Annotated in this window: 23 protein-coding genes and 3 pseudogenes; 11 read left to right on the top strand and 15 right to left on the bottom strand. The window is 59.6% G+C overall.

What is annotated here, in order from left to right; translation table 11 throughout:
- Positions 1-39: 39 nt before the first annotated feature.
- Positions 40-369 carry a hypothetical protein gene (locus AC1D2R_RS09275; protein ID WP_477967256.1) on the bottom strand — a complete coding sequence of 110 codons (330 nt, stop codon included), beginning with the start codon at positions 367-369 and terminating at the stop codon, positions 40-42.
- On the opposite strand from AC1D2R_RS09275, the pseudogene AC1D2R_RS09270 reads away from it, so the two are divergent.
- Positions 295-836 (top strand): annotated as a pseudogene (locus AC1D2R_RS09270) (IS5 family transposase); the annotation flags it as partial. The gene AC1D2R_RS09275 and the pseudogene AC1D2R_RS09270 overlap by 75 nt on opposite strands.
- Positions 837-853: 17 nt before the next feature.
- Here AC1D2R_RS09270 and AC1D2R_RS09265 read toward each other — a convergent pair.
- Together AC1D2R_RS09265 and AC1D2R_RS09260 are read right to left on the bottom strand one after the other, a co-directional pair.
- Complete coding sequence (locus AC1D2R_RS09265; protein WP_477966979.1) at positions 854-1,546, bottom strand: DUF599 domain-containing protein; 693 nt, start codon at positions 1,544-1,546, stop codon at positions 854-856.
- 138 nt (positions 1,547-1,684) lie between these two features.
- Positions 1,685-4,552, bottom strand: a complete 2,868-nt coding sequence (locus tag AC1D2R_RS09260; RefSeq protein WP_477966978.1) for an ATP-binding protein — start codon at positions 4,550-4,552, stop codon at positions 1,685-1,687.
- A 195-nt stretch (positions 4,553-4,747) separates the two neighbouring features.
- On the opposite strand from AC1D2R_RS09260, the gene AC1D2R_RS09255 reads away from it, so the two are divergent.
- The 3 genes from AC1D2R_RS09255 (at position 4,748) to AC1D2R_RS09245 (ending at position 7,293) form a co-directional block, all read left to right on the top strand.
- The gene (locus AC1D2R_RS09255; protein WP_477966976.1) at positions 4,748-6,049 is read left to right on the top strand and encodes an epoxide hydrolase family protein; all 1,302 of its coding nucleotides are present in this window, start codon (positions 4,748-4,750) and stop codon (positions 6,047-6,049) included.
- Positions 6,050-6,144: 95 nt separating this feature from the next.
- Entirely contained in the window at positions 6,145-6,819 is a 675-nt protein-coding gene (locus AC1D2R_RS09250) for a VOC family protein (protein WP_477966975.1), read from the top strand.
- A gap of 54 nt (positions 6,820-6,873) precedes the next feature.
- Entirely contained in the window at positions 6,874-7,293 is a 420-nt protein-coding gene (locus AC1D2R_RS09245) for an Ohr family peroxiredoxin (RefSeq protein ID WP_477966974.1), read from the top strand.
- Between the two features lie 315 nt (positions 7,294-7,608).
- Here AC1D2R_RS09245 and AC1D2R_RS09240 read toward each other — a convergent pair whose 3' ends face one another.
- Both AC1D2R_RS09240 and AC1D2R_RS09235 read right to left on the bottom strand, forming a co-directional pair.
- Entirely contained in the window at positions 7,609-8,016 is a 408-nt protein-coding gene (locus tag AC1D2R_RS09240) for a response regulator (RefSeq protein ID WP_477966972.1), read from the bottom strand.
- A 158-nt stretch (positions 8,017-8,174) separates the two neighbouring features.
- Complete coding sequence (locus tag AC1D2R_RS09235) at positions 8,175-8,414, bottom strand: hypothetical protein (protein WP_477966970.1); 240 nt, start codon at positions 8,412-8,414, stop codon at positions 8,175-8,177.
- A gap of 123 nt (positions 8,415-8,537) precedes the next feature.
- Here AC1D2R_RS09235 and AC1D2R_RS09230 point away from each other — a divergent pair, with 123 nt between their 5' ends.
- Positions 8,538-8,798, top strand: coding sequence for a hypothetical protein (locus AC1D2R_RS09230; RefSeq protein ID WP_477966968.1), 261 nt, complete (start codon positions 8,538-8,540; stop codon positions 8,796-8,798).
- Positions 8,795-9,168, top strand: a pseudogene (locus AC1D2R_RS09225) (GFA family protein). Before AC1D2R_RS09230 ends, AC1D2R_RS09225 begins: the two are co-directional and overlap by 4 nt.
- A gap of 330 nt (positions 9,169-9,498) precedes the next feature.
- Here the strand turns inward: AC1D2R_RS09225 and AC1D2R_RS09220 are convergent.
- Entirely contained in the window at positions 9,499-11,337 is a 1,839-nt protein-coding gene (locus AC1D2R_RS09220; protein WP_477966966.1) for a HipA domain-containing protein, read from the bottom strand.
- Between the two features lie 350 nt (positions 11,338-11,687).
- Complete coding sequence (locus tag AC1D2R_RS09215; protein ID WP_477967244.1) at positions 11,688-12,392, bottom strand: LssY C-terminal domain-containing protein; 705 nt, start codon at positions 12,390-12,392, stop codon at positions 11,688-11,690.
- A gap of 775 nt (positions 12,393-13,167) precedes the next feature.
- Between AC1D2R_RS09215 and AC1D2R_RS09210 the strand changes: the two genes are divergently transcribed.
- Entirely contained in the window at positions 13,168-14,553 is a 1,386-nt protein-coding gene (locus AC1D2R_RS09210; RefSeq protein ID WP_477966964.1) for an enoyl ACP reductase FabMG family protein, read from the top strand.
- 283 nt (positions 14,554-14,836) lie between these two features.
- Here AC1D2R_RS09210 and AC1D2R_RS09205 read toward each other — a convergent pair whose 3' ends face one another.
- Positions 14,837-15,049: a hypothetical protein gene (locus AC1D2R_RS09205; RefSeq protein ID WP_477966962.1), complete on the bottom strand. Its 213-nt coding sequence runs from the start codon at positions 15,047-15,049 to the stop codon at positions 14,837-14,839.
- A 201-nt stretch (positions 15,050-15,250) separates the two neighbouring features.
- Between AC1D2R_RS09205 and AC1D2R_RS09200 the strand changes: the two genes are divergently transcribed.
- On the top strand, positions 15,251-15,643 hold the full coding sequence (locus AC1D2R_RS09200; RefSeq protein ID WP_477966960.1) for a GFA family protein: 393 nt from the start codon (positions 15,251-15,253) through the stop codon (positions 15,641-15,643).
- 329 nt (positions 15,644-15,972) lie between these two features.
- Positions 15,973-16,989, top strand: a complete 1,017-nt coding sequence (locus tag AC1D2R_RS09195) for an Lnb N-terminal periplasmic domain-containing protein (RefSeq protein ID WP_477966958.1) — start codon at positions 15,973-15,975, stop codon at positions 16,987-16,989.
- 385 nt (positions 16,990-17,374) lie between these two features.
- Here the strand turns inward: AC1D2R_RS09195 and AC1D2R_RS09190 are convergent, their stop codons facing one another.
- Complete coding sequence (locus AC1D2R_RS09190) at positions 17,375-18,040, bottom strand: GNAT family N-acetyltransferase (RefSeq protein WP_477966956.1); 666 nt, start codon at positions 18,038-18,040, stop codon at positions 17,375-17,377.
- 149 nt (positions 18,041-18,189) lie between these two features.
- Between AC1D2R_RS09190 and pdxR the strand changes: the two genes are divergently transcribed.
- Positions 18,190-19,620, top strand: coding sequence for a MocR-like pyridoxine biosynthesis transcription factor PdxR (pdxR, locus tag AC1D2R_RS09185; RefSeq protein WP_477966954.1), 1,431 nt, complete (start codon positions 18,190-18,192; stop codon positions 19,618-19,620).
- A 33-nt stretch (positions 19,621-19,653) separates the two neighbouring features.
- Here the strand turns inward: pdxR and AC1D2R_RS09180 are convergent, their stop codons facing one another.
- The 5 genes from AC1D2R_RS09180 to AC1D2R_RS09160 form a co-directional block, all read right to left on the bottom strand.
- On the bottom strand, positions 19,654-19,836 hold the full coding sequence (locus tag AC1D2R_RS09180) for a hypothetical protein (RefSeq protein WP_477966952.1): 183 nt from the start codon (positions 19,834-19,836) through the stop codon (positions 19,654-19,656).
- Positions 19,837-19,980: 144 nt separating this feature from the next.
- The gene (locus tag AC1D2R_RS09175) at positions 19,981-20,847 is read right to left on the bottom strand and encodes an efflux RND transporter periplasmic adaptor subunit (RefSeq protein WP_477966950.1); all 867 of its coding nucleotides are present in this window, start codon (positions 20,845-20,847) and stop codon (positions 19,981-19,983) included.
- Positions 20,844-21,053: a DUF1656 domain-containing protein gene (locus AC1D2R_RS09170; protein WP_477966948.1), complete on the bottom strand. Its 210-nt coding sequence runs from the start codon at positions 21,051-21,053 to the stop codon at positions 20,844-20,846. Before AC1D2R_RS09170 ends, AC1D2R_RS09175 begins: the two co-directional genes overlap by 4 nt.
- Positions 21,050-23,152 (bottom strand): FUSC family protein, encoded by a 2,103-nt coding sequence (locus AC1D2R_RS09165; RefSeq protein WP_477966946.1) that lies wholly within the window; start codon positions 23,150-23,152, stop codon positions 21,050-21,052. Before AC1D2R_RS09165 ends, AC1D2R_RS09170 begins: the two co-directional genes overlap by 4 nt.
- Positions 23,136-23,597: a MarR family winged helix-turn-helix transcriptional regulator gene (locus tag AC1D2R_RS09160; RefSeq protein ID WP_477966944.1), complete on the bottom strand. Its 462-nt coding sequence runs from the start codon at positions 23,595-23,597 to the stop codon at positions 23,136-23,138. Before AC1D2R_RS09160 ends, AC1D2R_RS09165 begins: the two co-directional genes overlap by 17 nt.
- Before the next feature lie 202 nt (positions 23,598-23,799).
- Here AC1D2R_RS09160 and AC1D2R_RS09155 point away from each other — a divergent pair, with 202 nt between their 5' ends.
- Positions 23,800-25,218, top strand: a complete 1,419-nt coding sequence (locus AC1D2R_RS09155; protein WP_477966942.1) for an efflux transporter outer membrane subunit — start codon at positions 23,800-23,802, stop codon at positions 25,216-25,218.
- A gap of 46 nt (positions 25,219-25,264) precedes the next feature.
- On the opposite strand, the pseudogene AC1D2R_RS09150 reads toward AC1D2R_RS09155, so the two are convergent.
- Positions 25,265-25,602: pseudogene (locus AC1D2R_RS09150) on the bottom strand (VOC family protein).
- Positions 25,603-25,785: the final 183 nt, after the last annotated feature.

The raw sequence follows: 25,785 nt of genomic DNA, 5'->3' as shown, positions 1-25,785 counted from the left end.
GGTGAGTGCTCGACGAGCGTTCGCGACTGCCGGAGTTGCTTATCTTACTTTTGACCACGGATGTACTGGCACTGGTGTGAAGAGCGATGTTTGAAGGGTCGGTGCGATTTCGCCCCGGCCTTTTTTATTGTCCTCACGGCACCGCGCCGGGCCACTCGTTCGACGGTTCCTCCGCCTTTGCGCCCGGACGATCTTCGGCAGGGTCGCGATCGCGATCGTAGGCGTTTCGTAAGTTTTCTCTTCGACAATCGCGTCATAAGCGTCCGACTGCTTCGCGCCCTTCAGGCTCGGCGCGTGTTCAACCGGATTTTGGCCGAACTGACGGCTAAACGCGGCAAGCCTGAGCAGTTGATGATCGACGCCACCCATCTGAAAGCACATCGCACTGCAGCCAGCCTGCTAAAAAAGGGGATGTTCCCAGACGTATCGGACGCACCAAAGGCGGCCTGAACTCCAAACTACACGCGGTTTGCGATGGTGACGGCAGACCACTGATCCTGCTGTTGAGCGAAGGCCAGATGAGCGATTACAAAGGTGCCGCTCGGATGCTTGAGGCCTTTCCTAAAGCCAAGACGTTGCTTGCCGACAAGGGCTATGATGCCGACTGGTTCCGAGATGCCTTGGCGGAGCGCAAAATCACCGCCTGTATTCCTTCGAGGGCAAACCGCAAGTTAGCGATCGCCCATGATCCGGTACTCTATAAAAAGCGCCACAAGATCGAAAACATGTTCGGCAGGCTCAAGGACTGGCGACGAATTCACACCAGATACGACCGCTGCGCCCACACTTTCTTCTCAAGCATATGCATCGCTGCAACCGTTATCTTCTGGCTGTGATTTAACGAGTCCTGACCCTAATCAAGGAGCTTTCGTATAGCCATAATGCCCTGTGCGGTGTCGGACCATGATTGACGCCAGACAAGCAGGCCCATGCCGAGCAGCGTAGCGACGAAAAAGGGTACTGGTCCGAAAAACCAGAATGCGGCTGCCACGGTAAAATAGTACGACCTAACGCCCACGCTGAAAGATCGGAGCGCAGGATTCAGCACCATTGTCAGCGCGTTCGTCCACGCCACGATGTCCCGTTCCTCCTCCCGAGACGGACTGGCCCCGATCGCAGCCAGACAATAGTTGATCTGCCTTACTGCCCAAATGAAATCGGACAAACCTCGCAGGAGGGTCGCTATGATCAGCAGCACCTTGCATTGGAAGAACCATGCGGGGTCCTGCGCAGCGAACATTGCGATAAGGCCGCGGCCGCTGCCGTAGTTGGGCTCCATGAACAATGCGCCGCTCAGACCCACGATGACAATCAAGTTCGCCGAGCCGAAGAACGAGGCCGAATTGATGGTGTGCCCCAGGATCGCGGCGTCGCCGATGAAGTTATTGTCGCGTGTGAGCACCTCCCTCATCCACGCGGTCCGGACCCTGACCATATCCCCCGACAGGCTATCGTTCTTTCTGGGCCAGCCTGCCGCCATCAGCGGCTCCAATGCTATCCAGACGACAATGAAAAACACGATCGCCGCAATGTTCACGTAATCCATGTTCCCTCCACGTGCCGAGACTGATGCCGACATTACTTCGGCGGCTCGGCGTCTCCAAGAGCACGATGGTGCAGATTCCCGTAGTCTGACGTCCGCGTACACGAACCAGCCGGGCGCTTTACTCGATGCCGGAAAAATCTATGACGCGGAAGACATGGGTATCTCGGCCAAAAGCCGTTCCGCCACTCGGATATCCACGGAACCCGCTCCCTCGTCGTACCGCCCGAGGACCGGCTGCAAGAGCTTGCGAGCATCATCGAAGTGTCCACGTGAGGTCATGACGCGGGCGAGATCGGTGGCAGTCCTAAGTTCCCAGCCACGGGCACCTTGAAGACGGCTGACCTCGATTGATCGCCGGAGGCATGCCTGCGCTTCATCATGCATCTGCGGCGCGGCAAGGAGCAGGTTCCCTTTCACGCGCAGAAGCTCCGGCATGTAGAGGTTGTCACCGTTGATCTCGACATTCCGAATGGTCCGCTCCAGCAGTTCCCTCGCCTCGATCGCCTTGCCGACGGCCTTCAATCCTCGGATGAGCGAGATATTGAACTCCGTCGTCAGCACCTCGTAGCCGATCGAATGGATGGTGGCCAGGCTCGCCCTCAGATCCTTGATGCCCTCCTCCGCTGAGCCCCGAAGGATCAAGAGCTCTCCCCGGCGGGCCTGCCCTGCAGCGACGAACGGGCCCAAGGAATTGGTTTCGGCCTGATAGATCAAGGCATCGACGTGTTCCTGCGCCTGCTCCCACTCTCCGTTCCAAAGGAAAACCGAAACCGCCCATCCCAAGGCGACGACCAACGCGGCAGCCCGGTCGGTTCTCACCGCGCTCTCGATGACCCTTTGAGCGCGCTCCGTCGCTTGATCTGGGTATCCCTGCAGCCAGAGATTTCTGGCCATCGTCACTTCACTTGGGAAATGAAGCTCATGCGAGAGATAGATCGTCGTTCTCCCTGCCCGCGCCCAGTCGACCAGGCTTGCGTCAAGTTCGGCATGTGCATCCACCAGCTCGCCCGCCAGATGGAGCGATCTCCCCAGAATGGACCGAGCTTGTGCCGACGCGGCGAAATCCTGGATGGTGTCGGCAGCGGCCTTGCAGCGGCGAGCGTATGCGTGCGCGGTGTTGAAGTCTCCGCTGCGGAAGTAGAACGTCCGCAGCATGCTGAGTAGCCCGACCTGATTGACGACGTCCCGCCGCGCTTCGGCAATTTCCAGACCCCGGTTCAAGGCCACGAGCACAGCGTCGATTTTTCCATGGAGATGCGTCGCCACCATTCCAAAAACGGCCTGAAGATGCATCTCCTCGACGCCTCCCCGCGTGCTGTCGTCAAGCGCCAGAATAGCGCGTTGCGACCATCTGAGCGCTTCCGGCATCAGCGACATTGCAAGAAGCGCAGGTCCGGCGGCAGCGGCAAGTCTCACCCCGACCGTGGTCTCGCCATCCTCGCCAAAACACCATTCGAGAGCGGCACGGACGTTGTTCAGGGCAGCGAAGTACGAGGCGCGTTCAGATCCTGTCGTTTGGCTTGCCCAGTCGCCCGCGCTCTGCGCCAACCAGCGGCCGTAATAGTCAGCGTGTCGGATGGCGAGATCGGCGCGCTCTTGCGTTTCGAGCGGGATCGCCATCGCGTATGCGCGCGTCGTGTCAAGAAGTCGGTAGCGCAGCATCGCGCCGATCGGGCGGGTGACGACCATCGACTTGGCAACGAGGCTGTCCATTGCACCGAACACCTTCGAACGTTCAAGATCGGAACCCGATACGACCTCCACGGCGGCGTCGAGAGTGAAGTGTCCGACAAACACCGCAAGCCGGCGGAGCACGACGCGCTCCAGGACAGACAGGAGTTCGTAGCTCCAGTCCAGGGTCGCCTGCAGCGTCCTGTGTCGAGGCTGCGCCGTTCGTGAACCAGTCCACAAGAGTGTCAGATGCTGATCAAGCAACTCAGCCGTCTGTCGTAAACCGTAGGATTCAACGCGCCTGGCTGTCAGTTCGATCGCCAATGCGACGCCGTCCAGTTTCCGGCAGATGCCAGCGACGACCGTAGCCTCCGCTTCGTCGATATCAAGATGGGAGTCGTGCGCGACCGCACGCTCGACGAAGAGCCGCGTTGCCGGAAACTGCCGGATCGTGTCTGCCGACACCACCCGGTCATCGGGCGGATAAGCGAGGGAATCGAGCCGATAGACCCGTTCCCCTTCGATCTGCAAAGCCTCGCGGCTGGTCGCCAGGATGTAGACCTGCGACGCCGCTTCCAGCAAACGAGAAGCGAGCAGTGCAACCGCCTCCACGACGTGCTCGCATGTGTCGAGGACGAGAAGCGCGCGTTTGTCGCGTAAGAACGCGATCAGGCTGGCCTGCATATCGCCAGCGCCCACAGGCATCCCGAGCATGGATGCGAGCGCCGTCGTCACCAGACGGGGGTCGCTGAGCATTCCAAGGTCGACGAAGAGAACGGCGCCGTCGAAACCGTCGCTTAAGCCATGGGCCACCGCGACGGCGACTGTGGTCTTGCCGATCCCACCCGCACCGACGACAGTGACGAGACGGGATGATCTGAGCTGGCCCGTAATTTGCAACACGTCCTCGTCCCTGCCGATAATGCGGTTCAGGCGGCCTGGAAGGTTTGCATGAGGGAAATATGAGGGCGTAGCAGTTGTCTTCTCGTTCGTGGTCAAAGCGCCCGAAACAGCGGCCACGAAGCAGTAGCCGCGCCCGGAAAGCGTTTTGATGAAGCGACCGCCTTCCTTACCGTCGCCAAGAGCGTTCCGGAGGCTGTTCACATGGAATCTGAGGCTGCCCTCTTCGACAACGACGTCGGGCCAGACGCGGGCGATAAGATCTTGCTTGCTGATGACCTCGTTGGGAGCGGAAGTGAGCGCGATCAATATATCATAGGCGCGCGCTCCCAGCTCGACGACGACGCCCTCTTTGGTCAGCAGCCGTTCGTTCGCTCGCAACCGGAATGGACCGAACGAAATCTCGTCGCTGGCCGGACCGCCCCCTGCTGTCATGGCGCTGACCCCTCATGGTCTCTGGCATTATAGCTCAGACTATCACTTCTCGCCACGAACCAGCGCGTGCGGGACTTGGGCGTCGTCCGCTATGAAAATCTAACAATGCATAACGGGCAATCTTCGCCGTGCGGGAGTAGGTATTCGGCAGCACGGAGGTGCAGCCGCTCAAGCGTTAATCCCGAGGAGAAATTCATGCCCAAGGTGACATCGGAAACAATCCACCAAAGTCGGCACACCCTTCGGGGAGCGGCAGCAGCCGGCGTTGTTGCAATGAACGCAGCAAGCTTACTGCCGAAGCCCGCCGCGGCTTCCGGCGGCGACACCATCCGTCCATTCAAGGTGAACATTCCAGAGGCCGACATTGCCGACCTTCGTCGACGGCTCGCCCAAGCGCGGCTTCCGGAGCAGGAAACTGTTTCCGACAAGTCGCAGGGCGTCCAGCTCAAGACGATCAAGCAACTTCTTCGCTACTGGGAAAAGGACTACGACTGGCGCAAGGTCGAGGCCCGCATGAACTCGGTGCCGAACTACATTACCGAAATCGACGGGCTCGACATCCACTTCATGCATATCCGCTCAAAGCATGAAGACGCCCTACCTCTGATCGTGACGCATGGCTGGCCAGGTTCCATCGTCGAACAGATGAAGATTATCGGACCCCTCACGGACCCGACCGCGCATGGTGGCACTGCCGCGGACGCTTTCCATCTGGTGATACCGTCGCTGCCCGGCTACGGCTTCTCCGGCAAGCCGACAGAAACGGGTTGGGGTCCCGAGCGGATCGCAAGCGCATGGATCGTCCTGATGCAGCGCTTGGGTTACAAGCGATTTACGGCTCAAGGCGGCGACTGGGGTGCAGTCGTCACCGAAATGATTGGCGTGCAGGCGCCGAAAGAGTTGGTCGGCATCCATGTCAACATGCCCGGAGCCATACCCACTGAAATCGATCAGGCTACCTTTTCCGGTGCTCCGGCCCCATCGGGTCTGTCCGACGAAGAGAGAAGCACGTACGACCAGCTCGTCTCTTTCTACAAGAATGTCTACTATGCGTTCTGGATGGGAACGCGCCCGCAGACGGCAGCAGCCTTTGCGGATTCCCCGATTGGTCTTGCGACTTTTATGATCGATCACGACGCCCGCAGCCTGGATCTGATCGCAAGGTCGTTCGATGGCACGCCCGAAGGCCTGACCCCCGATGATATCCTCGACAACGTCACGCTATTCTGGCTCACCAACACGGGGGTTTCGGCGGCGCGCCTCTACTGGGAGAACAAGCTGGCCTTTTTCAGCCCCAAGGGGGTCAAGGTTCCCGTGGCTGTCAGCGTTTTCCCCGACGAGCTCTACCAGACCCCGCGAAGCTGGGCGGAAAAGGCCTATCCCAATCTCATCCACTACAGCAAGGTCGCCAAGGGCGGGCACTTTGCCGCGTGGGAGCAACCGAAGCTTCTCACCGAAGAACTTCGCACCGGCCTGAAGACGCTTCGCACAAGCTAGGCGGCTGGAACGAACTGAATCAAACCTCCCAACACCTACGTGCGATGACGGCCAGTGCCGTCGTCGCTCTCAGGCAACCGCATCAGGAGATGACGATGAGCGACAACCAACCATTAGGTCGGAATTCGAGGATGGATATGAAACTGGAGATCGTCGTCCTACCGGTTTCCGACGTGGATCGAGCCAAGAGCTTCTATGCGAAGCTTGGATGGCGGTCCGACGCCGACTACGCTTCGGATGATGGCGAGTTCCGGGTGCTTCAATTCACCCCACCAGGCTCCGACTGCTCGGTCATATTCGGAAAGAACGTGACTTCGGCAGTCCCCGGCTCCTCGCAAGGCCTTTATCTGATCGTCTCCGACGTCGTTGCGGCGCGTCAGAAACTGCGTGCGGATGGAATCGAGATCAGCGAAGTGTTCCACGACGCGGCCGGCATCTACGTCGGAGAGGATGAACCCTACCTCTTCGGGAGCCGCCGGACGAGCGGCCGAGATCCCGACGGTCGAAGCTATCGCTCGTTTGCGTCGTTCCGCGACCCCGATGGCAATGGCTGGCTCCTTCAGGAAATAACGATCCGGCAGCCAGGACGGATCGAAGAAGCGGCGACGACCTTCAACTCGGCGGGAGAACTCGCGGCGACGCTACGTCGAGCAGGCGCAGCCCACGGCGTACACGAGAAACTGAACGGCGGAGAGTACGACGTCAACTGGCCGGACTGGTACGCCGAATACATCGTACAGGAGCAGGCCGGGGGGACCCTCCCGTCTTGAACCACGACCATTCAACAAGACGCCAGCTTTAGACAAGGGCGCACGGGAATCTAGGTGAGCAATATTCCGAAGGAGATTTACACGGCGAGGACGGAAACGATCGGCGGCCGCGAAAGCGGAGTTTCACGCAGCTCGGATGGAGTTCTCGACATCCGGTTTTCAGCTCCGGGTTCGACAGGCATCGGAACGAACCCGGAGCAGCTTCTTGCAGCGGGCTGGTCGGCATCGTTGGCAAGCGCGATCGCGCTTGTCGCCTTGAAGAGTAAAGCGGCACTTCAGGCAGACGTGAACGTCCGCGCCGAAGTAGGGATAACAAACCGCGCCGACGGCTACGCTCTGACGGCGCGAATGCGCATTGTCATGCCTGGTATCGAAAGAAGCACGGCGATCAGTTTAGTCGATGAAGCGCGTCAGATCTGCCCATTCTCAAAGGCACTTCCGCAATTCCTCGACGTGACAGTCGAACTGGACTGACACTCAATTCTGACTCTACTATCGAGGATCACTTTCCAATGGACGCAGGCGCAGGCGCCTGGCTCGCTTTGACCTCGTCAAAAGCGATCTGAGCGTTCTGGGGAAGGAGAGGTCGCCTCACGCGTGTTCGAAGATGCCGGGATCGCCGATGTAGGTTCCAAGTCTCGTCGCCGACGTTATCGCCCGATCCCAGCCTGCAGAGACCGCTCATCGTGCTCTCCCCGATGCTCGCCTCGAGCTTGAGCGACTGCGGCTCGTGCGGGAGACCGCAACGATGCGTGTAGCGTGAACTACGGGCGTGTTGAGTGTAGCGCCTCAGGCGACGTTTGAAAATTCGATAAAGCATTTCGGCGGCGGTATGTCCGTATTCCCAGCCCGCCGATCGGCGACATACTGGATCGCTTCGACAAGCTCGAGATCGAGGATCGGCTTCTGGATGACGCCCAACGCTCCAGGCACAGCGCCGCGTATTGCGCCGGGATCACTGGTCATGAACAAGACCGAAATGTCCGTGTCCGCTAAAGTGCGGCCAATGATCGGCCCGGTTGGCCCATCTTCAAGATTGACGTCAACGAACGCGATGTCCGCGCCGGTGGAAAGCAAGAGGGCTTGATACATGTTGCTCGCAATGCCGACAGCGTTGTGGCCAAGTTCTTCGACCGCATCCTGCAGGTTCAAAGCGATCAGGGGCTGATCTTCGACAATCAGTACGTTGAATGACATTTGTCTTCTCCGTGGTTGTCCCTCGTTAAGCTAACCCATGGTGGCCAAAGCGGTTCCAATAAAACCAGGCAGAAGGTCGCACCGACGCCAACAATGAAAGCGTCTCGACTGTCTCCTCACGACCCCGCAAGGCCGTCTTTCCATGAAAGGGTTGGGGGTCAATGCAATGCGACCGACGTCGGCGCGTTCACGCGAGTGGCGTGGACGCCGACATAGGTGCCGATGAGCGCTGTCGCGATATCGTCGGAATTGCGATGCCCCTCCTGGTAGAAGTCGATCGCCGCCTGGCGAAGTACGTCGGAAAGGCCGTCTTTCGGATCCACCTCGTAGAAGCGGTACCAAGCCTGCACGGCTTCGGACATCGTCTTAAAGTCGGGCTTGTGGAGCTCTGTGTTCATTCAGCTGCTCCTTCCCTCCTTCAACACGTAGGACTGTGAAAAAGAGCTTCAATCCGTCAACGAAGGATGGTTGGACCGTCACACCCGCCGCCCTAGATACCTCCCTCCAACGGAGGAAATTGAATGACAAAACTCACGTATCATGTGGGCCAGCATGTCGGCGGTTACGGTTACAGGCTCGGCGACGTGTGGTCCGAGACCTTCCCTGATCATGACACGGCGCTCAGAGCCGCCAAGTCTGCAGCGGAGCGGCAGCACCTCGAAGGACGCGATGCCGAGATAACCTACCAGCTCCCCGACGGGCACTGGCAGACGGAACACGTGGATGGCGGCGACCGGCCGGATACCGAGGTCGTGGACGACGCCAAGGGTTCGACGAGATGACGCCGCTGACCGGATCTTGCAAATGCGGGGACGCTCGACTTGCCGTCCGAGGCTCGGCGAGCCGGATTGGCATCTGCCACTGCACGGACTGCAGGCAAGAAAGCGGGTCGGCGTTCACCTTCTTCGGTGTCTGGCCTGCGGCCAACTTCGAAACCAAAGGTGAGACGAGCGAATATGATGGTCGCCAGTTTTGTCCCAGCTGCGGATCGAGGCTGTTTCGGCCGACGGCCATGAGGGCGAAATCAAGCCAGGCATTCTGACCGACACTCCGACTCCCCTGACGCCCACGTGCGAACTCTGGATCAAGCGCCGCGAGACTTGGCTCCAACCCGTCGAAGGGGCAGAGCAGTTCCTTGAGGACCGAACGTAATGTCGCGACTATCATAGCGCGGTACCCGGCGTTTGTGCGATTGGTCAGATCCGGAGGCGATCACCTGCCGCAATCTTCACTCGATTTCGCCACGCGTTCTTGTCCGAATACAGTGCGACATCTGCTTGTCGATATGCTCAGCCAGCCCCTCCGGCGTACCAAGCGACGAAACGCCGACTGCGCGAGCGCGCCTTCGAGGCGCGGGCGACGTCCGGGCGATGCTGGACGACGACGATGAATCCTTCGAGGGGCGGCGCGGGAAACGTCATTCTCGTTTATTCACGACCACCGAATGGTTGCAGCCGGCGAATGCACGCAAAATGAGATCGATCAAACAAAGTCATCGAGCCGCTTCCTGACGAGGACGAGCATGCGTTGTGCCGCCTCATTGACAGGTGATCCAGCCGGCGCCACCGGCGGAAGCGTAATTTCGTCAAGACAGGGCCTCAGCAGCGAGACAAGTTCGTCGAGTGCGCCGTCGGCATCCGCCGCCCTGATTCCGATTATGCCGGCGGTGGTGCGGAAGTCCGCACGGCGCAGCCGGTCATCTTTCGCGTTCAGCTTCAAGGCCATTCGATCACGTTCCAATCTCGGAAAGACACGCGTGGTGACCGCATCATAGAGCGGGGCCATGCTAACAGAATTGAACTGGCGGCTATCCGGCTCGGCGACCTTTAGAAGCGCCAGGTTCTTCAGATGCATGTCGCCATCGGCGATTAGCCATGCAAACAGCGCGCGCTTGAAGATGAGCATCACATCCTCATCCGGGGCGGTCGAAAGGGAACGCACAGCGCGAGCTATGCGCTCTATTGTGCCGTCGTATTTTGCCTCTGTCGGTACTCCTAGGACAGATGCAAAATCTTCCATAGCTAGGAGCCGCCGGTCGCTCTTGTCGGTGCGGATATCAAAACGTTCGACCAGCAGAGCGGGCGGCATCCCGTCTGGCATGGGAACGAGTGCCATCGAAGGCGTCGCAAACCCTGCGGCAGCCCCCAATGTGAGAGATTGCCATTCGATCGCCGGTAACGCTTCAAAGCCGCTCGTTCCGGCGGGCTTGAGGATATGGGTAAAGGGCGTGGCGATGCTTGGGGAAAGCCTCCCGTCGCTGCCAAGGAACATAGGGGCCTTGATTTGAACGCCGGAGAGGCGCGGGGTTTCGGCGCTCGCGAATATCTGCGCGAGATTGCGCTCAAAGTTTTGCTCGATGTCGCCCCGGCCAGGGCCGTCATATCGTCCCGTGAAGATACCCCCTTCGGAAAAGGCAGCGAGACGCGTCAACAGAATGTCGGCAGGGAGGTCAGCTAGTTCGCTTTGCCTTTCGACAATCGTGATGTTCGACATGTAGCGCTTGCCAGAGCGCAGCATCGCGCGTTCGTCACGGTCCTTGAGGACGGATTCAAGCCAGCCCTCCGGCAGAAGGGAGAGGATAAAAGGAGGAAGTTTGCCGGGTGTCGTTTGGCGGATCAAGGGAGGTCCGTTCTCGTCAGTCTGCCGCCAGCGCCATTCAAAGCCGTCATGTGCCAGATTGCCGATCGGCTTGCCGTGCCATGCCACGATCAGATCGAGTGCAGCCTCGTTGCGAGTAGGCACGGCAGCGGGGCGGTGCAAAAGATAGCGTTCGGCAAGTTCGCCTTCGCGGTACCACTGGTTCTCTCGTGCAAGCGCCCATACCGCGTCAGCTGCGCCTTTTGCGTCGCGATACTCTTCCATCAGCCGGGCCGCGATCGCTTCGCGCGTGGCCTCATCGATCGAGGCCGCATGCTCGCTGCGCAGCCGAAAAGCTTCGAGAAAGCGTTGACGCACGGAGGAGACTTCGACGTGAAATTCGCCCATGCCGTCGTCGATCACCGCGGATGCGATGGAGGCGTGATCTGGTGCCTGGTTCTGAATGATTTCCAGCGACCGCAGGCGTGTGCGCTGTATTCGCCGCCCGCTCAGGAACAAGCGACCGTCACGGGTCGGCCCCAAGAGCACGGCGCTGGCGGCGGACAGATAGGCCCGGGGATATAGATATTTTGCAATGCGGACAGCGTGCTTGACGATTGTCGCTTCAACGTCATCACCGGCATCCACATATATGCCCCGCATTAGTTGGACGAGCTTGTTCGTCTCAGCCTGATAGTGCGCGCGGCTTTTATCGATATTTTCGCCAACGAGGCGGAGAGGCATTTTCTAACTTTCGCGTGTATCACATACGGGAAAGTTAGCGCACCTACCTTGGGAAAGTCAACCTAAATTAAAACCTTCCCGTGTTTCAAATACGCGAAAGTTAGATTTCGAGAGCTGCCGGGTGTGGAAGATGACTGCAGAGCAAAGCTAAAATTACATAGAAATTTCAATAATATAGCGGTGCAATGCTCCATCTCTTCGGGCGCGCGCCTCTGAGAGGTCGGCGTAATCGCATGGTCAGGCCGGCAATCATGCTCACAGCATTGCGGCGGCCGCTCGTCTTGGAAACGTCGCTGCCGCAGATCCAACCCGTTCGACAGGTCTGAACTCGTTCTTGCTAGCTTGCCAAATCAACATTTACCCGGCCCGACGACTGCACCGGCTTGATCGTCACCTGTGGCACCGACAGTCAAGCTGGCAAACGCGATCTCACCATCGGTGATGTAGTGATTAACCTTTCCGGTCATCAAACGTGAACCAGCCTCGTGCCGCGCGACATCCCAGACTACGCGCTTTGCTCTCAGCTCATTGACTATGTAGTCGCGCTCGGCATTTGTATCCGAATCGGTAGCATGTGTAACTTGGAACGTTAGCCACGTTAGCGAAAGCCCAGTATCTCTAGTGCCCGCCCCGACCCATAGTACGCGCTCGTCGGGCGACGGCTTTTCCGTATTCAACCAAAAGCTCGTTTTGCTCATGTCGTCCTCGGAATGGGCGAGACCAAGGGCCCAGAAGCGGATGTGATGGCGCTTTCGGGGGCTGTCGTCGATGGGCTCTTGGAATCCTATGTCCTGCCGTCGCCCAAAGAGATAGAAAGTACTGAAAGGTGCGGTGGGATAGGCAGAGCTCATCAGAAACGCTCCTATCATTCGCAACGAGCTTGCGATCCCCAAACGGTCGGCGGTAGACCAGCCTACTGTTGCAAAGGTCTCGCGGAGCTGTTGAAGAGTTCCTATGAGGACGATATTTACAGGATCGCCAGGCAGACCATCAGCCGCGATCGTGTATCTAGGGATAAGCCCCCGATGCAGAACCTTCAGGCACAACCGGACCACATTCGGCAGAATGACATAAGCAGCCAAGCCATATGTAAGGCACACCGCAAGAACCCATGGAAGTCTGTGGTCCGCAGTATCGAAAACGACGTACACTATCAGCCAGACGCTGAGTAGCCCAAGACAGAAAACCAGAAACCTCTGGAAAAGGCGCGTCAGCAATCTCACAACACTTTCTCCGTCTAGCGTCTGATGAGTTCGCCGTTGCCCTCACCGTTCGTCACCGGGATTTTACACGAAAATAGCCGAATGGTAGCGCCGCCGTTCCTCGTTGTGAGCAATCTTTTGCGGCCCTAGCGAGCAAGCGCTTACCAAACGTCAGTGAAGGCATGGGGAACTGCACCATAATGCCGCGGTTTCCCCCCATGTGAATCCCCTGCGATCCAGTGTTTACAAAAAGCTCGTCATTGCGGTCGGGGGTTCTACGATTTCTGAGCCGGACGCCTGTTCACGCCCAACTGCGACGCTGTCACTGTACCTACGAGGTAACCTCGCGAATGCGGCCGTGGCGCGCGGCCTTGGTGGTCCAGCTCCACCATTGTTCGTGCGGAGAAAGGACTAGGCGCTTGACCATCCCCTGCTCGAATCGTTCGGCAATCTCCGTTAGACCGCCGTGCTGCCGAGAGATGCTTTGATGGAAGCTAACACTCTCGCAACGCTTCACTTTGTGAAATGGTCTGTCACTCAATATTACTTCTTATTCCTACCCGATTGGTTCAAGTAAGTGTCAGAGATTACCTGAGCCAATGACGGCGCGACCAAAAGAACATGCAACATGAAGAACCCAATCGCTTTAGAACGAATCTCGGAGAACAACGTTTTTCGGAAAGGTGACGTCTTCGTCCTCTTCGGCGAACTGTTCGGGCGCGGCTACGCGACCGGGTTGGTGGAAGAGGCCCGAAAGGCCGGCATGGAAATTGTTGGGATAACGGTCGGGCGCCGTGACGAGAACAACCTACTGCGACCGCTGAACGCCGACGAGCTTTCGGCAGCCGAGGCACGGCTGGGCGGCAGGATCATCAATGTTCCGCTCATGGCCGGCTTCGATCTTGATGCGCCTGTGGGAGGCCTGACACCGTCCGATCTGCTCTCGAAAATGACGCTCGAGAGCTGGGAAGCCGAGAAGCTGGACTGGTCCTACATCGAGGATTGCCAGAAAGTTGGGACCAAACGGTTCACGGAAGCCATGTCGCAGGTGATGGAAGTTCTCGACGGCATGGTACCGTCTGGTCGGAATGTATTTTTCGCCCACACCATGGCCGGCGGCATCCCGAAGGCGAAGGTGTTCCTTGTTCTGGCCAACCGCATCTACAAGGGAACAGGGCCCCGCCATATGTCGTCGCAGGCCTTGCTCGACAGCGACTTGGGTAAGCTGATCCTTCGGAATTTCGACGAGGTCTCAGCGAACACCTTCCGGCATCTTATCGAGTTCAGCTCGGCTATCCGCGAGCGCATAGAGGCGTCAGGTGGCCAGGTCCGGTATACGGCCTACGGCTACCACGGAACGGGAATCCTTATCGACGGAGACTATCGCTGGCAGACCTACACCAATTACACCCAGGGCTACGCAAAGATGCGGCTCGAGGGCATAGCTGAAGAGGCATGGGCAGTAGGTGTCAGAGCGACCGTCTACAACTGCCCTGAAATCCGCACTAATTCCTCCGACGTGTTTACGGGCATCGAGTTGCCGCTGATCCCCCTCCTGCTTGCATTGAGAAAAGAGGGCGGAGGTGAGTGGGCAGCTGAACAGCGGCGCGCTTGCGAGGAGCTCCTTGCTGACGGATTTACGTTGGAAGATGTCATCCGCAAGATTACCGCCCTGCAGGCAAGCGAAGTGATGATCCCGTTCTACGATTTTTTGGCATGGCCAATGCCAAACAGCCAAGCCCAGTCGGATCTGACCATCGGCACGTCTCACGAGATCACACAGATGCATCGGGATGGCAAGGCGCTTATCAGCGACCACCTGAGCGCTCTCGTGGTGGAGGCTACGGGGCAGTTGATTTTTGGCGAATCGTCATCGCCTTCTGGTCCGGTTCAATGGCTCAACCATGATATCGTAGCCCGCCGCCTAAACGCCTCTCACCCTGAACTAGAAACAGCCGAGCGATCGACCGCGGGGCGGTTGCATGATCCCTCTTCCCAAAGAGAGGTGGCTTGACGGTTTCCCCAGCTCATCTGGAACCGGCCATTTCTGACGGGCAACGAATTTTTTCACCATTCGCGGTCACTCCGCGATTGGCCGTGTATTTGTGCGCTATTCGTCAGATCCTGAAACGAAATCAGCCGGTGTCGAGCCGGCCGAGACGTCGCGATCATCGTGTACTCCTCATGCGACACGGTCAACGCCGTGGCTAGGAGGCCAGCATGTCGAGCCGCCGCAAGGACAGTACACATAGGTATTGCCGACACCTAAGATCAGCATCAGACTTTTTCAGGCGATTTTACCAGTTGCCAGGGTCAGCCGTTTGATCTGTCTTGGCAAATTCGTCCGCCTTCGAGGGATCGAGAGTAAGGGTGAAGACAGCGTCCGTTTCGTCGGTGACTGCGTATGAAAGCGGTGGCCTCTTGGCGAGCGCCTGATACATCAGCAGCGCCGCTTCCTCCGCAGTGTCCGCCTCGAATTCCTGGTTTATGGCGACCGTGAACCTGTTCATCGTTCTGACCTCCTGTTGTTACGACATAAAGCCCAAGATGGCGTCCGCAACGATATCGGAAACCCCTACAAAGTATGGTCCGACAACCTCGTCAGGTCCATCGACCAAGAGACCAGCCACGTTTCGCAGCCGGAGCGGCAATTGCAATGCCCGCACTGTTCGTTGTAAAGATTCCGACCGTTTCATGAGAGGAGGCGCAGTATGGACCGGTTCACGGGCGGTTGCCTGTGCGGCAACGTCCGAATAGTGGCGTCTGGACTTCCATACCGGGTCGGCCTTTGTCATTGTCTCGACTGCCGCAAGCATCATGGGGCCCTTTTTCACGCTTCCGCGGTGTACCCGCAAGATGCTGTGACGATTGATGGCGAAACACGCGACTACGCCGGTCGGTTTTTCTGTCCCCGCTGCGGCTCGTCGGTTTTCGCACGCACCGCAGACGAGATCGAAGTGAACCTTGGATCGCTGGATGCCCCTGACCAGCTGATGCCAACCTATGAAAGTTGGATCATCCGTCGCGAGTCCTGGTTACCGCCGTTTCCGCTCACAAGACGATACGACCGCGATCGTGACGCCACGAATCGCGTTGAGGAGTAGGTCTCACAAACGGTGCGAAGGCGCAGCCGCGCGCCCACGCTCGCGGAATGCGTCGATCTCATCGATAGCCTAGGGAAGGAGACCAAGACGGTCCTGCAGACAGTCGGGGTGATACCGCTCCGCCCTCGCCGCTCATGAATGCCTCGTGATCTGGAGTACGCATTCCCCTTTGCCATTGCCTGCCGATAGCAGGATGGGCAAGCACTTCTTTATTGTTTGTGTTCACATTTCATTCGTTTAACCTCTATGGTCTCTCCTCATGCAAGTAGCTACCTTCGAATGATCTTCCACGCTGCCCGCTGCGATTGACCCGAAAGACGGAGACGAGATTGCCTCGACTGATAAGGCTTGTTCTGATCGCTGCGTTGGCACTCGTCGTCGCCTTTGCGGCGGCGTGGTCTTCGCTGGCAATTTGGTACCGATTGCCGGTTCCCGAATTCGCAAGAGGGTTTGCCGCGGGTCTGTTCGGCCTTTTCGGGCTTTGCGTGATCACCATGCTCTTCGGTCGTCGGCGTCTCTGGGCAATTCTCGCATTTGCAATCGCGTTGGTTATGGTCGTGGCCTGTTGGGCTACGATCAAGCCCTTGGGACAAGCCGACTGGGCTCCGGAGGTCGCCCGCCAGGTCACGGGCGAAATCAAAGGTGACATGCTGACCTTGACCAACGTCCGCGACTTCGAATGGCATGGCAAAGATGAGTTCACGGAGCGATGGACGACCCGGACCTACGACCTCGGCAAGCTGCGGACAATCGACATGTTCATGTCATATTGGGGGGGGCCGGAGATTGCACATGTCATCATGAGCTTCGGCTTCGAGGATGGCGATCAACTCCCCTGGTCGATTGAAGTGCGTCGTCGGATCGGCGGAGAGTTTTCGCCGCTCGCCGATCTGTTCAAGAGCAATTCGCTGGTGATCATCGCCGCGGATGAACGCGACGTCGTCGGCGTTCGATCAAACTTTCGGGACGAAGACGTGCAAATCTATCGGCTCAAAGCGTCCCCGGAAGCAGTACGGCTCCTGCTGCGCCAGTATGTCGCCGATGCCAATGCGCTTGCCAAGACCCCGGCATTCTACAACTCGATCACCACCAACTGTACGACGACTGTGGTAAAGATGATGCGCCTGGTGGGTGACACGGTCCCGCTCGACTGGCGGCTCATCGTCAACGGCTACCTCCCGGACTACGCCTATGATCGCGGTGCCCTGGATACATCGGTTCCGTTGGCAGAACTGAGGGCCATCTCCCATATCGACCAGCGGGCTCGAGACAATGGCCTGTCGCCGAACTTCTCAAAGGCGATCCGTGTCGGCGTGCCGTCCCCAGCCCTTCCAGGCGGACAGTAGCGCCAGACCTCAAACAGAAAAAGGGGCTCGCAGCAGGTGACAGCGAACCCCTTTTTTTTAAGCAAAGTCAATGCACTGCCATGTCTTACATGCGTGCTGCACATATTCCCTTGCAGCTCCATGAAGATGCGCTCTTTTAATTAAGCAATAGTTAATATTAGGACATTCTTGAGTGCATTGTATCATTCCGGCGGGCACGCCGCTTCCGGGCAACAGAAAGGCGCTCCCGCGCCCGCCACTCCCCATGCCGACGCCTGGCTGGACTGGAACAAGAACCGGGCGCGTCCCGTTGCCAGAGATTGACAATTCCGCTTGCTTCGATGAAGGCTTGGGCACAGCCAGATGTTGCTGGCGTGTGCCCGGCTGGTGTACGGCTGATCTCGTCTTATGACTCGAAGCCAAGCCTGGACTTCTGCTGCCCGGCCTCGTCGAAATTGACAGGTTGCAGCCACGCTTCGTAACCCGCCTTCAGGCGCGGCCAATCGGCGTCAATCATGGCAAACCATGCCGTGTCGCGGTTCTTCCCCTTGGCGACCATGTGTTGCCGGAAGATTCCTTCGAACGTGAAGCCGAAACGCAAGGCAGCCTTCTTGGAGGGTTCGTTGAGATTGTTGCACTTCCATTCAAAACGCCGATAGCCCAGCGTGTCAAAGGCATGGCTGGCAAACAGAAATAGCGCTTCGGTCGCAATGCGCGTACGCGCGATGGCCGGCCCCCACAGAATGTTGCCGATTTCGATCACGCCGTTTGCCGTATCGATGCGCATCAGGGCCTGGCGTCCCTCGGCCCGCCCGGTCTTCTTGTCGATCACCGCAAAGAACAGCGGATCTTGCGATGCAGCAGCCTTGTCGAGCCACGGCGAAAAGGCGGAAAGATCGGCGGGCGCCTCCTCGAAGAGGTAGCGGAAACGATCATCCGCGCCGGGTTGCCGAGCCGAGGCCAACAGATCGTTGCCGTGCCGCTCGGGGTCCAGCGGTTCAAGACGTGCGTAGCGGCCATCCAGCGACACGCGGTCGGGGCGCGCTACGCCCTTCCAATCTAAGAGGTTCATCGAAAATCCCTGTTATCGCACTAAGGAACATCATTTGCCGCACACAGTTCCTCCTGAACCGTTTTGCAGCCCATCTGTTGTTCACGTAAAGAGGTCTGGCGTAAACTTCCACTTTGATCATTCCAGGCAGACCACTTTTGAAGACCCACATGTCCCTCTCTTCCTCCGCATGGATTCCCATAGAGCGAGCTGCTGGCGACCTCGAAGGTCAGGTCTATCGGGAAATGCGCGACCGCATTCTTTCGGGCCATATCCCGGCCGGTCGGCCGCTGCCGTCAACGCGGGCGCTCGCCGCATCGCTCGGCCTCGCGCGCTCGACGATCGTGAGCGCCTATGAACGTCTGAAGGCGGAAGGCTATCTCGAAGCGTCCGCGGGGTCGGCAAGCCGTGTCGCCTTGCTTTCCATGTCGCCTTTCGGCGGACACTATGCGCCTCCACTGCCTCCGCCGTTGGCAGCGGCGCTGCCTGCCAATGAAATGCTGCTGGAACCCGGAGTGCCCGATCTTTCCGATTTTCCGCACGCGGTCTGGGCACGCTGCCTGGCCTCGCGGGCCCGCGCTCTGCGCATCCACGATCTCGGTTACAGCGATGCCTCTGGCATTCGCGATCTCCAGGAGGCCATCGTCCAACATCTCACGGCCACGCGCGGCGTGGCAGCCCGGCCCGAGCAGGTGCTGGTCGTGCCATCCACGAGGGTGGCGATAGATCTGCTCGCGTCATTGCGAGTGCGCGCCGAGGGCGACGATATCGCCTGGGTGGAAGAGCCTGGATATCCCTCCGCAAAGTCCCTGCTGCGCGCCGCCGGTGCGCGCGTCATACCGGTTTGCTGCGACGAAAGCGGCATCGACGTCAGCCGGGCCGAAGGCCCCCAGCCGCGGCTGATATATGTGACCCCGTCCCACCAATACCCGACAGGCGCGACAATGAGCCTGCAGCGTCGGCTTGCCTTGCTTGAGATGGCGCAGGCAAGCCGGGCACTGGTGCTCGAGGACGATTACGATAGCGACTTTCAATATGGCTCGCGTCCGATCGCAGCACTGCAGGGCATAGACCGCCATGACGTCGTTGCCTATCTCGGCACCTTCTCCAAGATCCTGGCGCCTGGCCTGCGCGTCGCCTATGCCGTCGTCCCGTCCTGGCTGGTGGCGGACGCATCGGCGGCGCTCCGGATGCGCGGCGCCGCCGTCGCGATCCATATCCAGGCAGCACTCGCCGATTTCATCCGCGATGGCCGTCTGCGGACGCATCTGAGGCAGATGAATGCGAAGTATGCGGAAAGAATGACGGCAACAGTCGGGGCGCTGCAACGCCACTGCGGCCACCTTCTTGATATCGGCAGTGGTTCCGGGGGCTTGCAGCTTGCGACCTGGTTTCGAGACCCCGCGGCTGACGACGAGACCGTTGTCGCAGCTCTCCGTTTGCACGGAATGGCACCGCAATCCATGTCGCGCTTTCACATCGGTACACCGCGGCCCGGATTGCTCTTCGGGATCGCGCGCGTTGCACCCAGTGATATTGACGCTGTCGCGTCGAAACTCTCCCGGCTGCTTGAAGAGCATTTTGCGGCCACCCCGTCATGACTATAACGGTGAGAGTCCCCAGAACGGTCGTCCTTACAGACCCGGAATCAGCGCAAAGCGTTCCTGTGCGCGATTGACCTCGGGAAGGGCGTGCGCGCCGATCGACAGCAGATTGTCGAGTTGCGCCTGCTGAGCGATTGCCGCGAAGCTTGCCGACATCGGCTTCTTGCGCTGCAACGACCGACAAAGCCACATGATGCGGCTGACCTCGTTCACTGCCGGGTCCATCACCGCGACGGACCGCTCGACAGGCATCCCTTAGGAGCGACACCGCTTGCAGAAGCCGTAAAGCGGGAGGTTCTGGACCAGTGAATTTCAGGAATGCGGGCAGGGCCCGGGCCCCCCAACGTAAATTGGTGGTTAGTTGATGATGGTCACGCTGGCTGTCCGCCCGGCAACCAGAGCCGTTCCGTCCGGCAGGTCGTCGAGCGCGACCCGGACAGGTATGCGCTGTGCAAGCCGCACCCAGGTGAACGTCGGCGTGACATTGGCAAGTTGAGCGCTCGTATCGCTGCGCTCGCGATCTTCGACACCCCCGGCGACACCGTCGACATGGCCCTTCAGCGGGGTCTTGCTGCCCATGAGGTAGACGAGCGCTTCGTCGCCGACCTGGATGCGATCGAGCTTGTTCTCCTCGAAGTACCCGGAGATGTAGTAGGAATCGCTGTCTATCAGCGCGGTAACCGCGCTTCCGGCGGCGACGTAGTTTCCGGGGCGCATCGAGAAGTTCGTCAGAACGCCGTTGACGGGCGCGCGCACGACGGAGCGATCGAGATTGAGCTGCGCCGTATCACGGCTGATGACGGCCAGATCGTATGTCGCTTCGTCCTGTTGCACAGTCGTCTCGGCCTGCTGGATCTTCTGGCGGGTAACCGAGCTTTCTCCGAGTTTGCGGTAAAGCTCCAGGTCGCTCTTGGCCATGTCGAGCGCGGCCTTGCTGCTTTGCATCTGGGTTTCGGCCTGGCGCAATGCCAGCGTGAATCGCGCCTGATCGATGCGGAAGATGATATCGCCCTTGTGAACCGTCTGGTTGTCCCTGGCGTCGACCTCGCTGACGATGCCGGACACATCCGACGCAACGCGGACCACATCGGCGCGAACCTTGCCGTCGCGCGTCCAGGGTTCGTCCATGTAGTAGTCCCATAGATGCCAGCCGAGCACGCCCGCCAGCGCCACCACGGCGCCGGTCAGCAGGAAGCGGCCGGAGTAAGCGAGAAGCGATTTCATAATGACACCTTGTTAACAGACAGCGCGAGCGCGCCGAGCAAGCAGAAATACATTGCCGCATCGAAGAGCGGCCTGTGCCAGACGAGGCGATAGAAGCCGGCAAAAGCCAGCACGCGCCGCAGGATTGCGTTGAGGACGAAGGCGACGACGGCAATTGCGCCGAGCGTCGGTACGAAGACGCCGTAGAGATCGATTTCGGGTCTCATGCTGCGTTCTCCTTTGCTGTTTGGCGGCCGGCCTTGCCGTCCACCGCCGACAGCGCCGGCAGCGCGGAGGCGGCATCTGGATAAAGACTGTACCTGAGCCCGGTGATCGCCCGGCATGCGCCCTCGACCGCCGACGACCGGGTAAGGTCAACCAGCTGCTGCAGGGCATGATCGAGCGCCTTGAGCAGGCCTTCGCTGGGTCGCGCATCGCGCTTGCGCTGCTTTTCCTGATAGTGATCGGCAACGCCGGCAAGCACGTTATCGATCGCGTCGCGCTTGTCGCGGGCCAGCAGCTGCCTGTGGCGCTGCAGCTCCATCGTGTTCAGCCCGTTGCGCAGGTCGCGCAGGATATCGGTCTGGGCGACGGCCGATTCTGGCGGGATCACCGCAAGCCTGGGCGCAACCAGTCCGAACCGATCGACCATCCGGTTGAGTAGCCGCGTAAAGTCCGGTCCGTCCCGTTTGCGCGCCACTGCCACGATATCGGCCCAGCCCGACCGAAGAACCCGATAGGCGCTCCACTCGGCGCCGACCGAGCGCACTAGCGCCGTCGTGCCGCAGGCGACGATCATCCCCACGATCATCGCCAGGTTGGAATTCAGGAACGATGACAGATCGAGGTTCAGCCGATCTTGCAGCGCAAGCATGTTCGGAAAGTTCACGCAGAAGCCGAGACCGTAGAGAGCGAGCGACGGCCGGGTCATCATGAGCCCGGCTGGAACGAGCACAAGACCGAGCGCGGCCGCAAGCGGAACATAGCCGTGGATCAGCGGCATCAAGCCGAACTCGAAGACAAAGGCAGCCAGAACCGTGACGATTGCAACATTCAGGAATTTCAGCATCATCGGAGCAGGATCGTCCATGGTCGAGAAGATGCAGCAGAGAACACCGGCCATCATCGCGGCTGCACTTCCCTGCGGCCAGCCGGTGAACATCCAGATCGCGGTCGCGATGAAGGTCGCGAGCATGACGGACAGCCCTGAGTGAATGGCCATGCCGTAGTCCTTGTGAATCGGCGCGCGGTCGAACAGCGTGCCGAAACGCTTCCAGCGCAGGTCATGGCGAGTGCCCGATTCGATATCCTGACGCAGGACCAGACAGTCGCCCCAGATCTGAAGGAGGTCGCGCAGGCGGGCCGTCAGGTTATGGACTAGAAGCCCGTTCCACTCTTCCTGTTCGCGGCCCTCCTCTTCTGCCCTTTCCATAAGGGAGAGAAGCTCCAGCCGCTCTTCGTCGCCGTACGACGCCTTCGCTGCGAGCATCCCGGTCACTCTATCGATCAACGCATTGGCCGCAGGCGTGAACTTTCCGTCCGTTGCCCTGCCAAATGCCTGCAGAACGTCGGCAAGACCCGAGACGACAGGCAGCATCGCAACCATCCTCTGCTGGAGGGTCCTGGTGCGGCCGACCATATCGCGAAGGGCTGACGTGTCGTAAGCGACGTGGGTGGTGAAACTGTGCAGATCGACGGCATCGGCAGCAAGCTTGCTTGCCGCCGACTGGAACGATGCATCGCGTCCCCTGCTGTTCAGCGTGCCGATCGCGAGTTCCGCCCCGTCCTTCAGCCAGGCATCGATCCGGCCGGCGAGGACGGGTCCGGCATGGCGAGGAAAAACGACACGATTGACGACTGCGGCACAGATGATGCCGAGCGCAATCTCCTCCACGCGGGCGGTCGCATAGGTAAAGGCCGTGTCCGGATTGGCAACGATCGGAAATCCAGTGAGTGCCGTCGTATAGCCGGCAAGCATGAACGAATAGCTGCGCGGAGTACGGTCGAGCAGGCTGACGCCGAGGCAGAACGCCATCCAAAACGCGATCGCCAGTGTCAGAAGTTCCGGCGAATTGACCAAGTTGGGGACGAGGATGACCGTGACGGTGCCGCCGAGCGCTGTCCCGACCAGGCGATAGATCGCCTTCGACGTGCTCGCGCCCGACAGGGGGTGTGCGACGATATAGACGGTGCCGACTGCCCAATAGGGATTGGTCAGGTCGAAACACAGCGCAATCAGCAGCGCCAGCATCGCTGCGGCGAAGGTCTTGATGGAAAAAACGACGTCCGCGACACGCAGGCCCATCGCATTACTGCTGCTCGTCATTGTCCTGAATTCCGGTTAGGGCCGCGGTCTTCTCCGCGATCGCGCGCAGAACGGCCAAGGCTGCTTCGACCTGTTCCGGCTCGATATCGCCAAGGATCTGTTCTCGCAGCTCTGCCGCACAGCTTTCGGCGCGCTTTGCGACAGCTATGCCCCCTTCGGTGAGTTGCACCAGCTTGATGCGCCGGTCGGCTTCATCGGGTACCCGGCAGATCAAGCCATCATTCTCCAGACTGTCGAGCACGCGAACGAGTGTCGGCCCTTCCACGCCGACCCGCTCGGCAAGCACGTTTTGCGGGATCCGGTCACCATGGCGCAGCAAGGTGATCAACGGCGCGGCGCTGGCATCGGAAAGCTTGTGCTCTGTCAAAACGGCGTTCAACGCCCGGCGCCATCCACGCCCGCAAATCATAAGCAAGGGTGCGAACTCTGCCCAAGTCTTGTTCATTCCTTTGGTCATGAAATTAGATAACATCCTATCGATTAGAATTCAATGGTATTCCACATGAGGTGTGGCGATGGTTATCGGATTTCGGCAGCCACCCTCCCCGCGCCCCGAAACGTTACGTCAGGCACGTGGACTGGGGGTGAAAAATTAACGACTAACGGCAATAGTGAATCGTTTAATGCCCGTTGTTGATGGAGACCCCATGCGCCGCCATCCAGTCCTTGCCGCGTTATCCGTTCTCGCGGGCTGCGTGAGTGGTCCGGATCACGTCCCTCCGGAGATGCCGCTTCCGGCCAAGTTCAACGAGGGCGGGGCGAAAGTCGACAGCGACGTTTCGACGGTTGCCTGGTGGACGGCCTATCGAGATCCGCGGCTGAACTCGCTGGTCGGTGAAGGCCTGAGCGAGAACCTGACGATCCAGCAGGCGCTGGAACGCATCAACGCCGCCTCGTCCAACGTCACGGTGGCCGGTGCCGGTGCGCTGCCGAGCCTGTTGGTCGGCGCCAACCAGACGGTCAGCGGCAGCATGGGCGGTCTTCGCACCTCCGCCGGCGCCACCAACACCAGCGGCTCCAATGCCAAYGTCTCCTGGCTGCTCGACCTCTTCGGCCAGTACCGCCGGTCCAAGGAAAGCGCCCAGGCCTCGCTCGATGCGGCCTATGCCACCTCCGACGTTGCCAAGCTGRCCTACATTCAGGATCTGACCAATTCCTACGTCGACCTGCGCTACTTCCAGGAGCGCGTGGCGCTGTCGAAGGCCAACCTCAAGTCGCGCCAGGAAACCTACSAKCTCACCAAGTTCCAGCTCGASGCCGGCGCCGCCTCGCGCCTCGACGTCGTTCAGGCCGAAGGTCTGGTGCAGTCGACCCAGGCCGAAATCCCGAACCTCGAGATCAGCGTGCTCGTCTCGGCCCATCACATCGCCACCCTGCTCGGCCGGCCGGCCGGCTCGATGCTCAACGAACTGATGAAGGGCTCGACCCAGCCGATCTTCCGCGGTGGCATCACCTCAGGCATTCCGGCCGACCTGATCCGCAACCGTCCCGACATCCGCGTCGCCGAGCGCAATCTGGCCGCCGCCACCGCCAACATCGGCGTCGCCATCTCGCAGCTCTACCCGACGATCACCCTGTCGGGCGCCATCTCGCCCTCCTACRTCAAGGCGGCCGGCGTCAGCGGCGGCGGCCTGACCAGCTGGTCGTTCGGTCCGACGCTGACGCTGCCGATCTTCGACGGCGGCCGCCTGCGCGCCAATGTCGACATCTCCAAGTCCGACGCCAAGAGCCAGTATCTGACCTGGAAGCAGACGGTGCTGCAGGCCRTCGAAGAAGTCGAGAACGCGCTGTCGGCGGTCCGCCGCGACGCATTGACGGTGAGTGCGCTGCGCGCCCAGGTCAAGACCACCCAGGAAACCCTCGAACTGTCGACCGCCAGCTACAAGGACGGCGCCTCCTCGCTGCTCGACGTGCTCGACGCCCAGCGTCAGGTCTCGCTTGCCCAGGCAAGCCTGGCCGCCTCCGTCCAGCAGATGGCCAAGGACTACGTCTCCCTCAACGTCGCCATCGGCGGCGGATACAATCCGGGCGGTCGACAAACCGTTGCCCCGCCAAAGGCTAGCTGAAGTCAGGCCTCGACTTCACAAATCGGCGAAGCTCTGTCGTTTACGACTACTCGTGACCATCGGGGTCCGCGACGAATACAGCGAAATAATTCGTTCCGCAGTGAGGCCGAAAGCCCGGCCGCCCGCTGTCTGTTCGGCCGTGAGCTACGGCAGCAGCATTAATGTCGCGCCTGCTTCCCGAGGCGAAGGCGAGATGAAAGCCCGGACCGGGAGGGGCGCTGCCCGTCTGGACAGAACTTGATTGCTATTTTGTCGCCCCCTCTGGGGATTGCGTAACCGATTGCCTGATTTCCCAAACACGGACCTATCCGAGGGAGCGAGAGCAGCGTCAAATGCGGCCGAGTGCTCGATCTTCGAGACGCCAAAAGTTATATGATGAAGCATGTGCTCCCTCTATTGCTGCACTCTCGCAAGATCGTGAAAACTCTCTCGGGCAAGCAAAGGAATTCGCACGGGCTTGCAAACATGCCCGCGTATACTCAGTGCATCGCCATTTGGAAATTATTAATAAATCCGCCATATATTAGAACAGTATGGAAGTACTAAAATAGTGCATATGCGACCGCC

Source organism: Rhizobium sp. P1_C7 (assembly GCF_056406295.1).
The sequence above is the reverse complement of the archived record's forward strand: the minus strand, read 5'-3'. Positions and strand labels throughout refer to the sequence as shown.

Bases quoted from the DNA above. Each gene is read 5' to 3' on its own strand.
- AC1D2R_RS09275 (WP_477967256.1), bottom strand. From the start codon at position 369: ATGGGTGGCGTCGATCATCAACTGCTCAGGCTTGCCGCGTTTAGCCGT.
- AC1D2R_RS09265 (WP_477966979.1), bottom strand. From the start codon at position 1,546: ATGGATTACGTGAACATTGCGGCGATCGTGTTTTTCATTGTCGTCTGG.
- AC1D2R_RS09260 (WP_477966978.1), bottom strand. From the start codon at position 4,552: ATGACAGCAGGGGGCGGTCCGGCCAGCGACGAGATTTCGTTCGGTCCA.
- AC1D2R_RS09255 (WP_477966976.1), top strand. From the start codon at position 4,748: ATGCCCAAGGTGACATCGGAAACAATCCACCAAAGTCGGCACACCCTT.
- AC1D2R_RS09250 (WP_477966975.1), top strand. From the start codon at position 6,145: ATGAGCGACAACCAACCATTAGGTCGGAATTCGAGGATGGATATGAAA.
- AC1D2R_RS09240 (WP_477966972.1), bottom strand. From the start codon at position 8,016: ATGTCATTCAACGTACTGATTGTCGAAGATCAGCCCCTGATCGCTTTG.
- AC1D2R_RS09235 (WP_477966970.1), bottom strand. From the start codon at position 8,414: ATGAACACAGAGCTCCACAAGCCCGACTTTAAGACGATGTCCGAAGCC.
- AC1D2R_RS09230 (WP_477966968.1), top strand. From the start codon at position 8,538: ATGACAAAACTCACGTATCATGTGGGCCAGCATGTCGGCGGTTACGGT.
- AC1D2R_RS09220 (WP_477966966.1), bottom strand. From the start codon at position 11,337: ATGCCTCTCCGCCTCGTTGGCGAAAATATCGATAAAAGCCGCGCGCAC.
- AC1D2R_RS09210 (WP_477966964.1), top strand. From the start codon at position 13,168: ATGAAGAACCCAATCGCTTTAGAACGAATCTCGGAGAACAACGTTTTT.
- AC1D2R_RS09205 (WP_477966962.1), bottom strand. From the start codon at position 15,049: ATGAACAGGTTCACGGTCGCCATAAACCAGGAATTCGAGGCGGACACT.
- AC1D2R_RS09200 (WP_477966960.1), top strand. From the start codon at position 15,251: ATGGACCGGTTCACGGGCGGTTGCCTGTGCGGCAACGTCCGAATAGTG.
- AC1D2R_RS09190 (WP_477966956.1), bottom strand. From the start codon at position 18,040: ATGAACCTCTTAGATTGGAAGGGCGTAGCGCGCCCCGACCGCGTGTCG.
- pdxR (WP_477966954.1), top strand. From the start codon at position 18,190: ATGTCCCTCTCTTCCTCCGCATGGATTCCCATAGAGCGAGCTGCTGGC.
- AC1D2R_RS09175 (WP_477966950.1), bottom strand. From the start codon at position 20,847: ATGAAATCGCTTCTCGCTTACTCCGGCCGCTTCCTGCTGACCGGCGCC.
- AC1D2R_RS09170 (WP_477966948.1), bottom strand. From the start codon at position 21,053: ATGAGACCCGAAATCGATCTCTACGGCGTCTTCGTACCGACGCTCGGC.
- AC1D2R_RS09165 (WP_477966946.1), bottom strand. From the start codon at position 23,152: ATGACGAGCAGCAGTAATGCGATGGGCCTGCGTGTCGCGGACGTCGTT.
- AC1D2R_RS09160 (WP_477966944.1), bottom strand. From the start codon at position 23,597: ATGAACAAGACTTGGGCAGAGTTCGCACCCTTGCTTATGATTTGCGGG.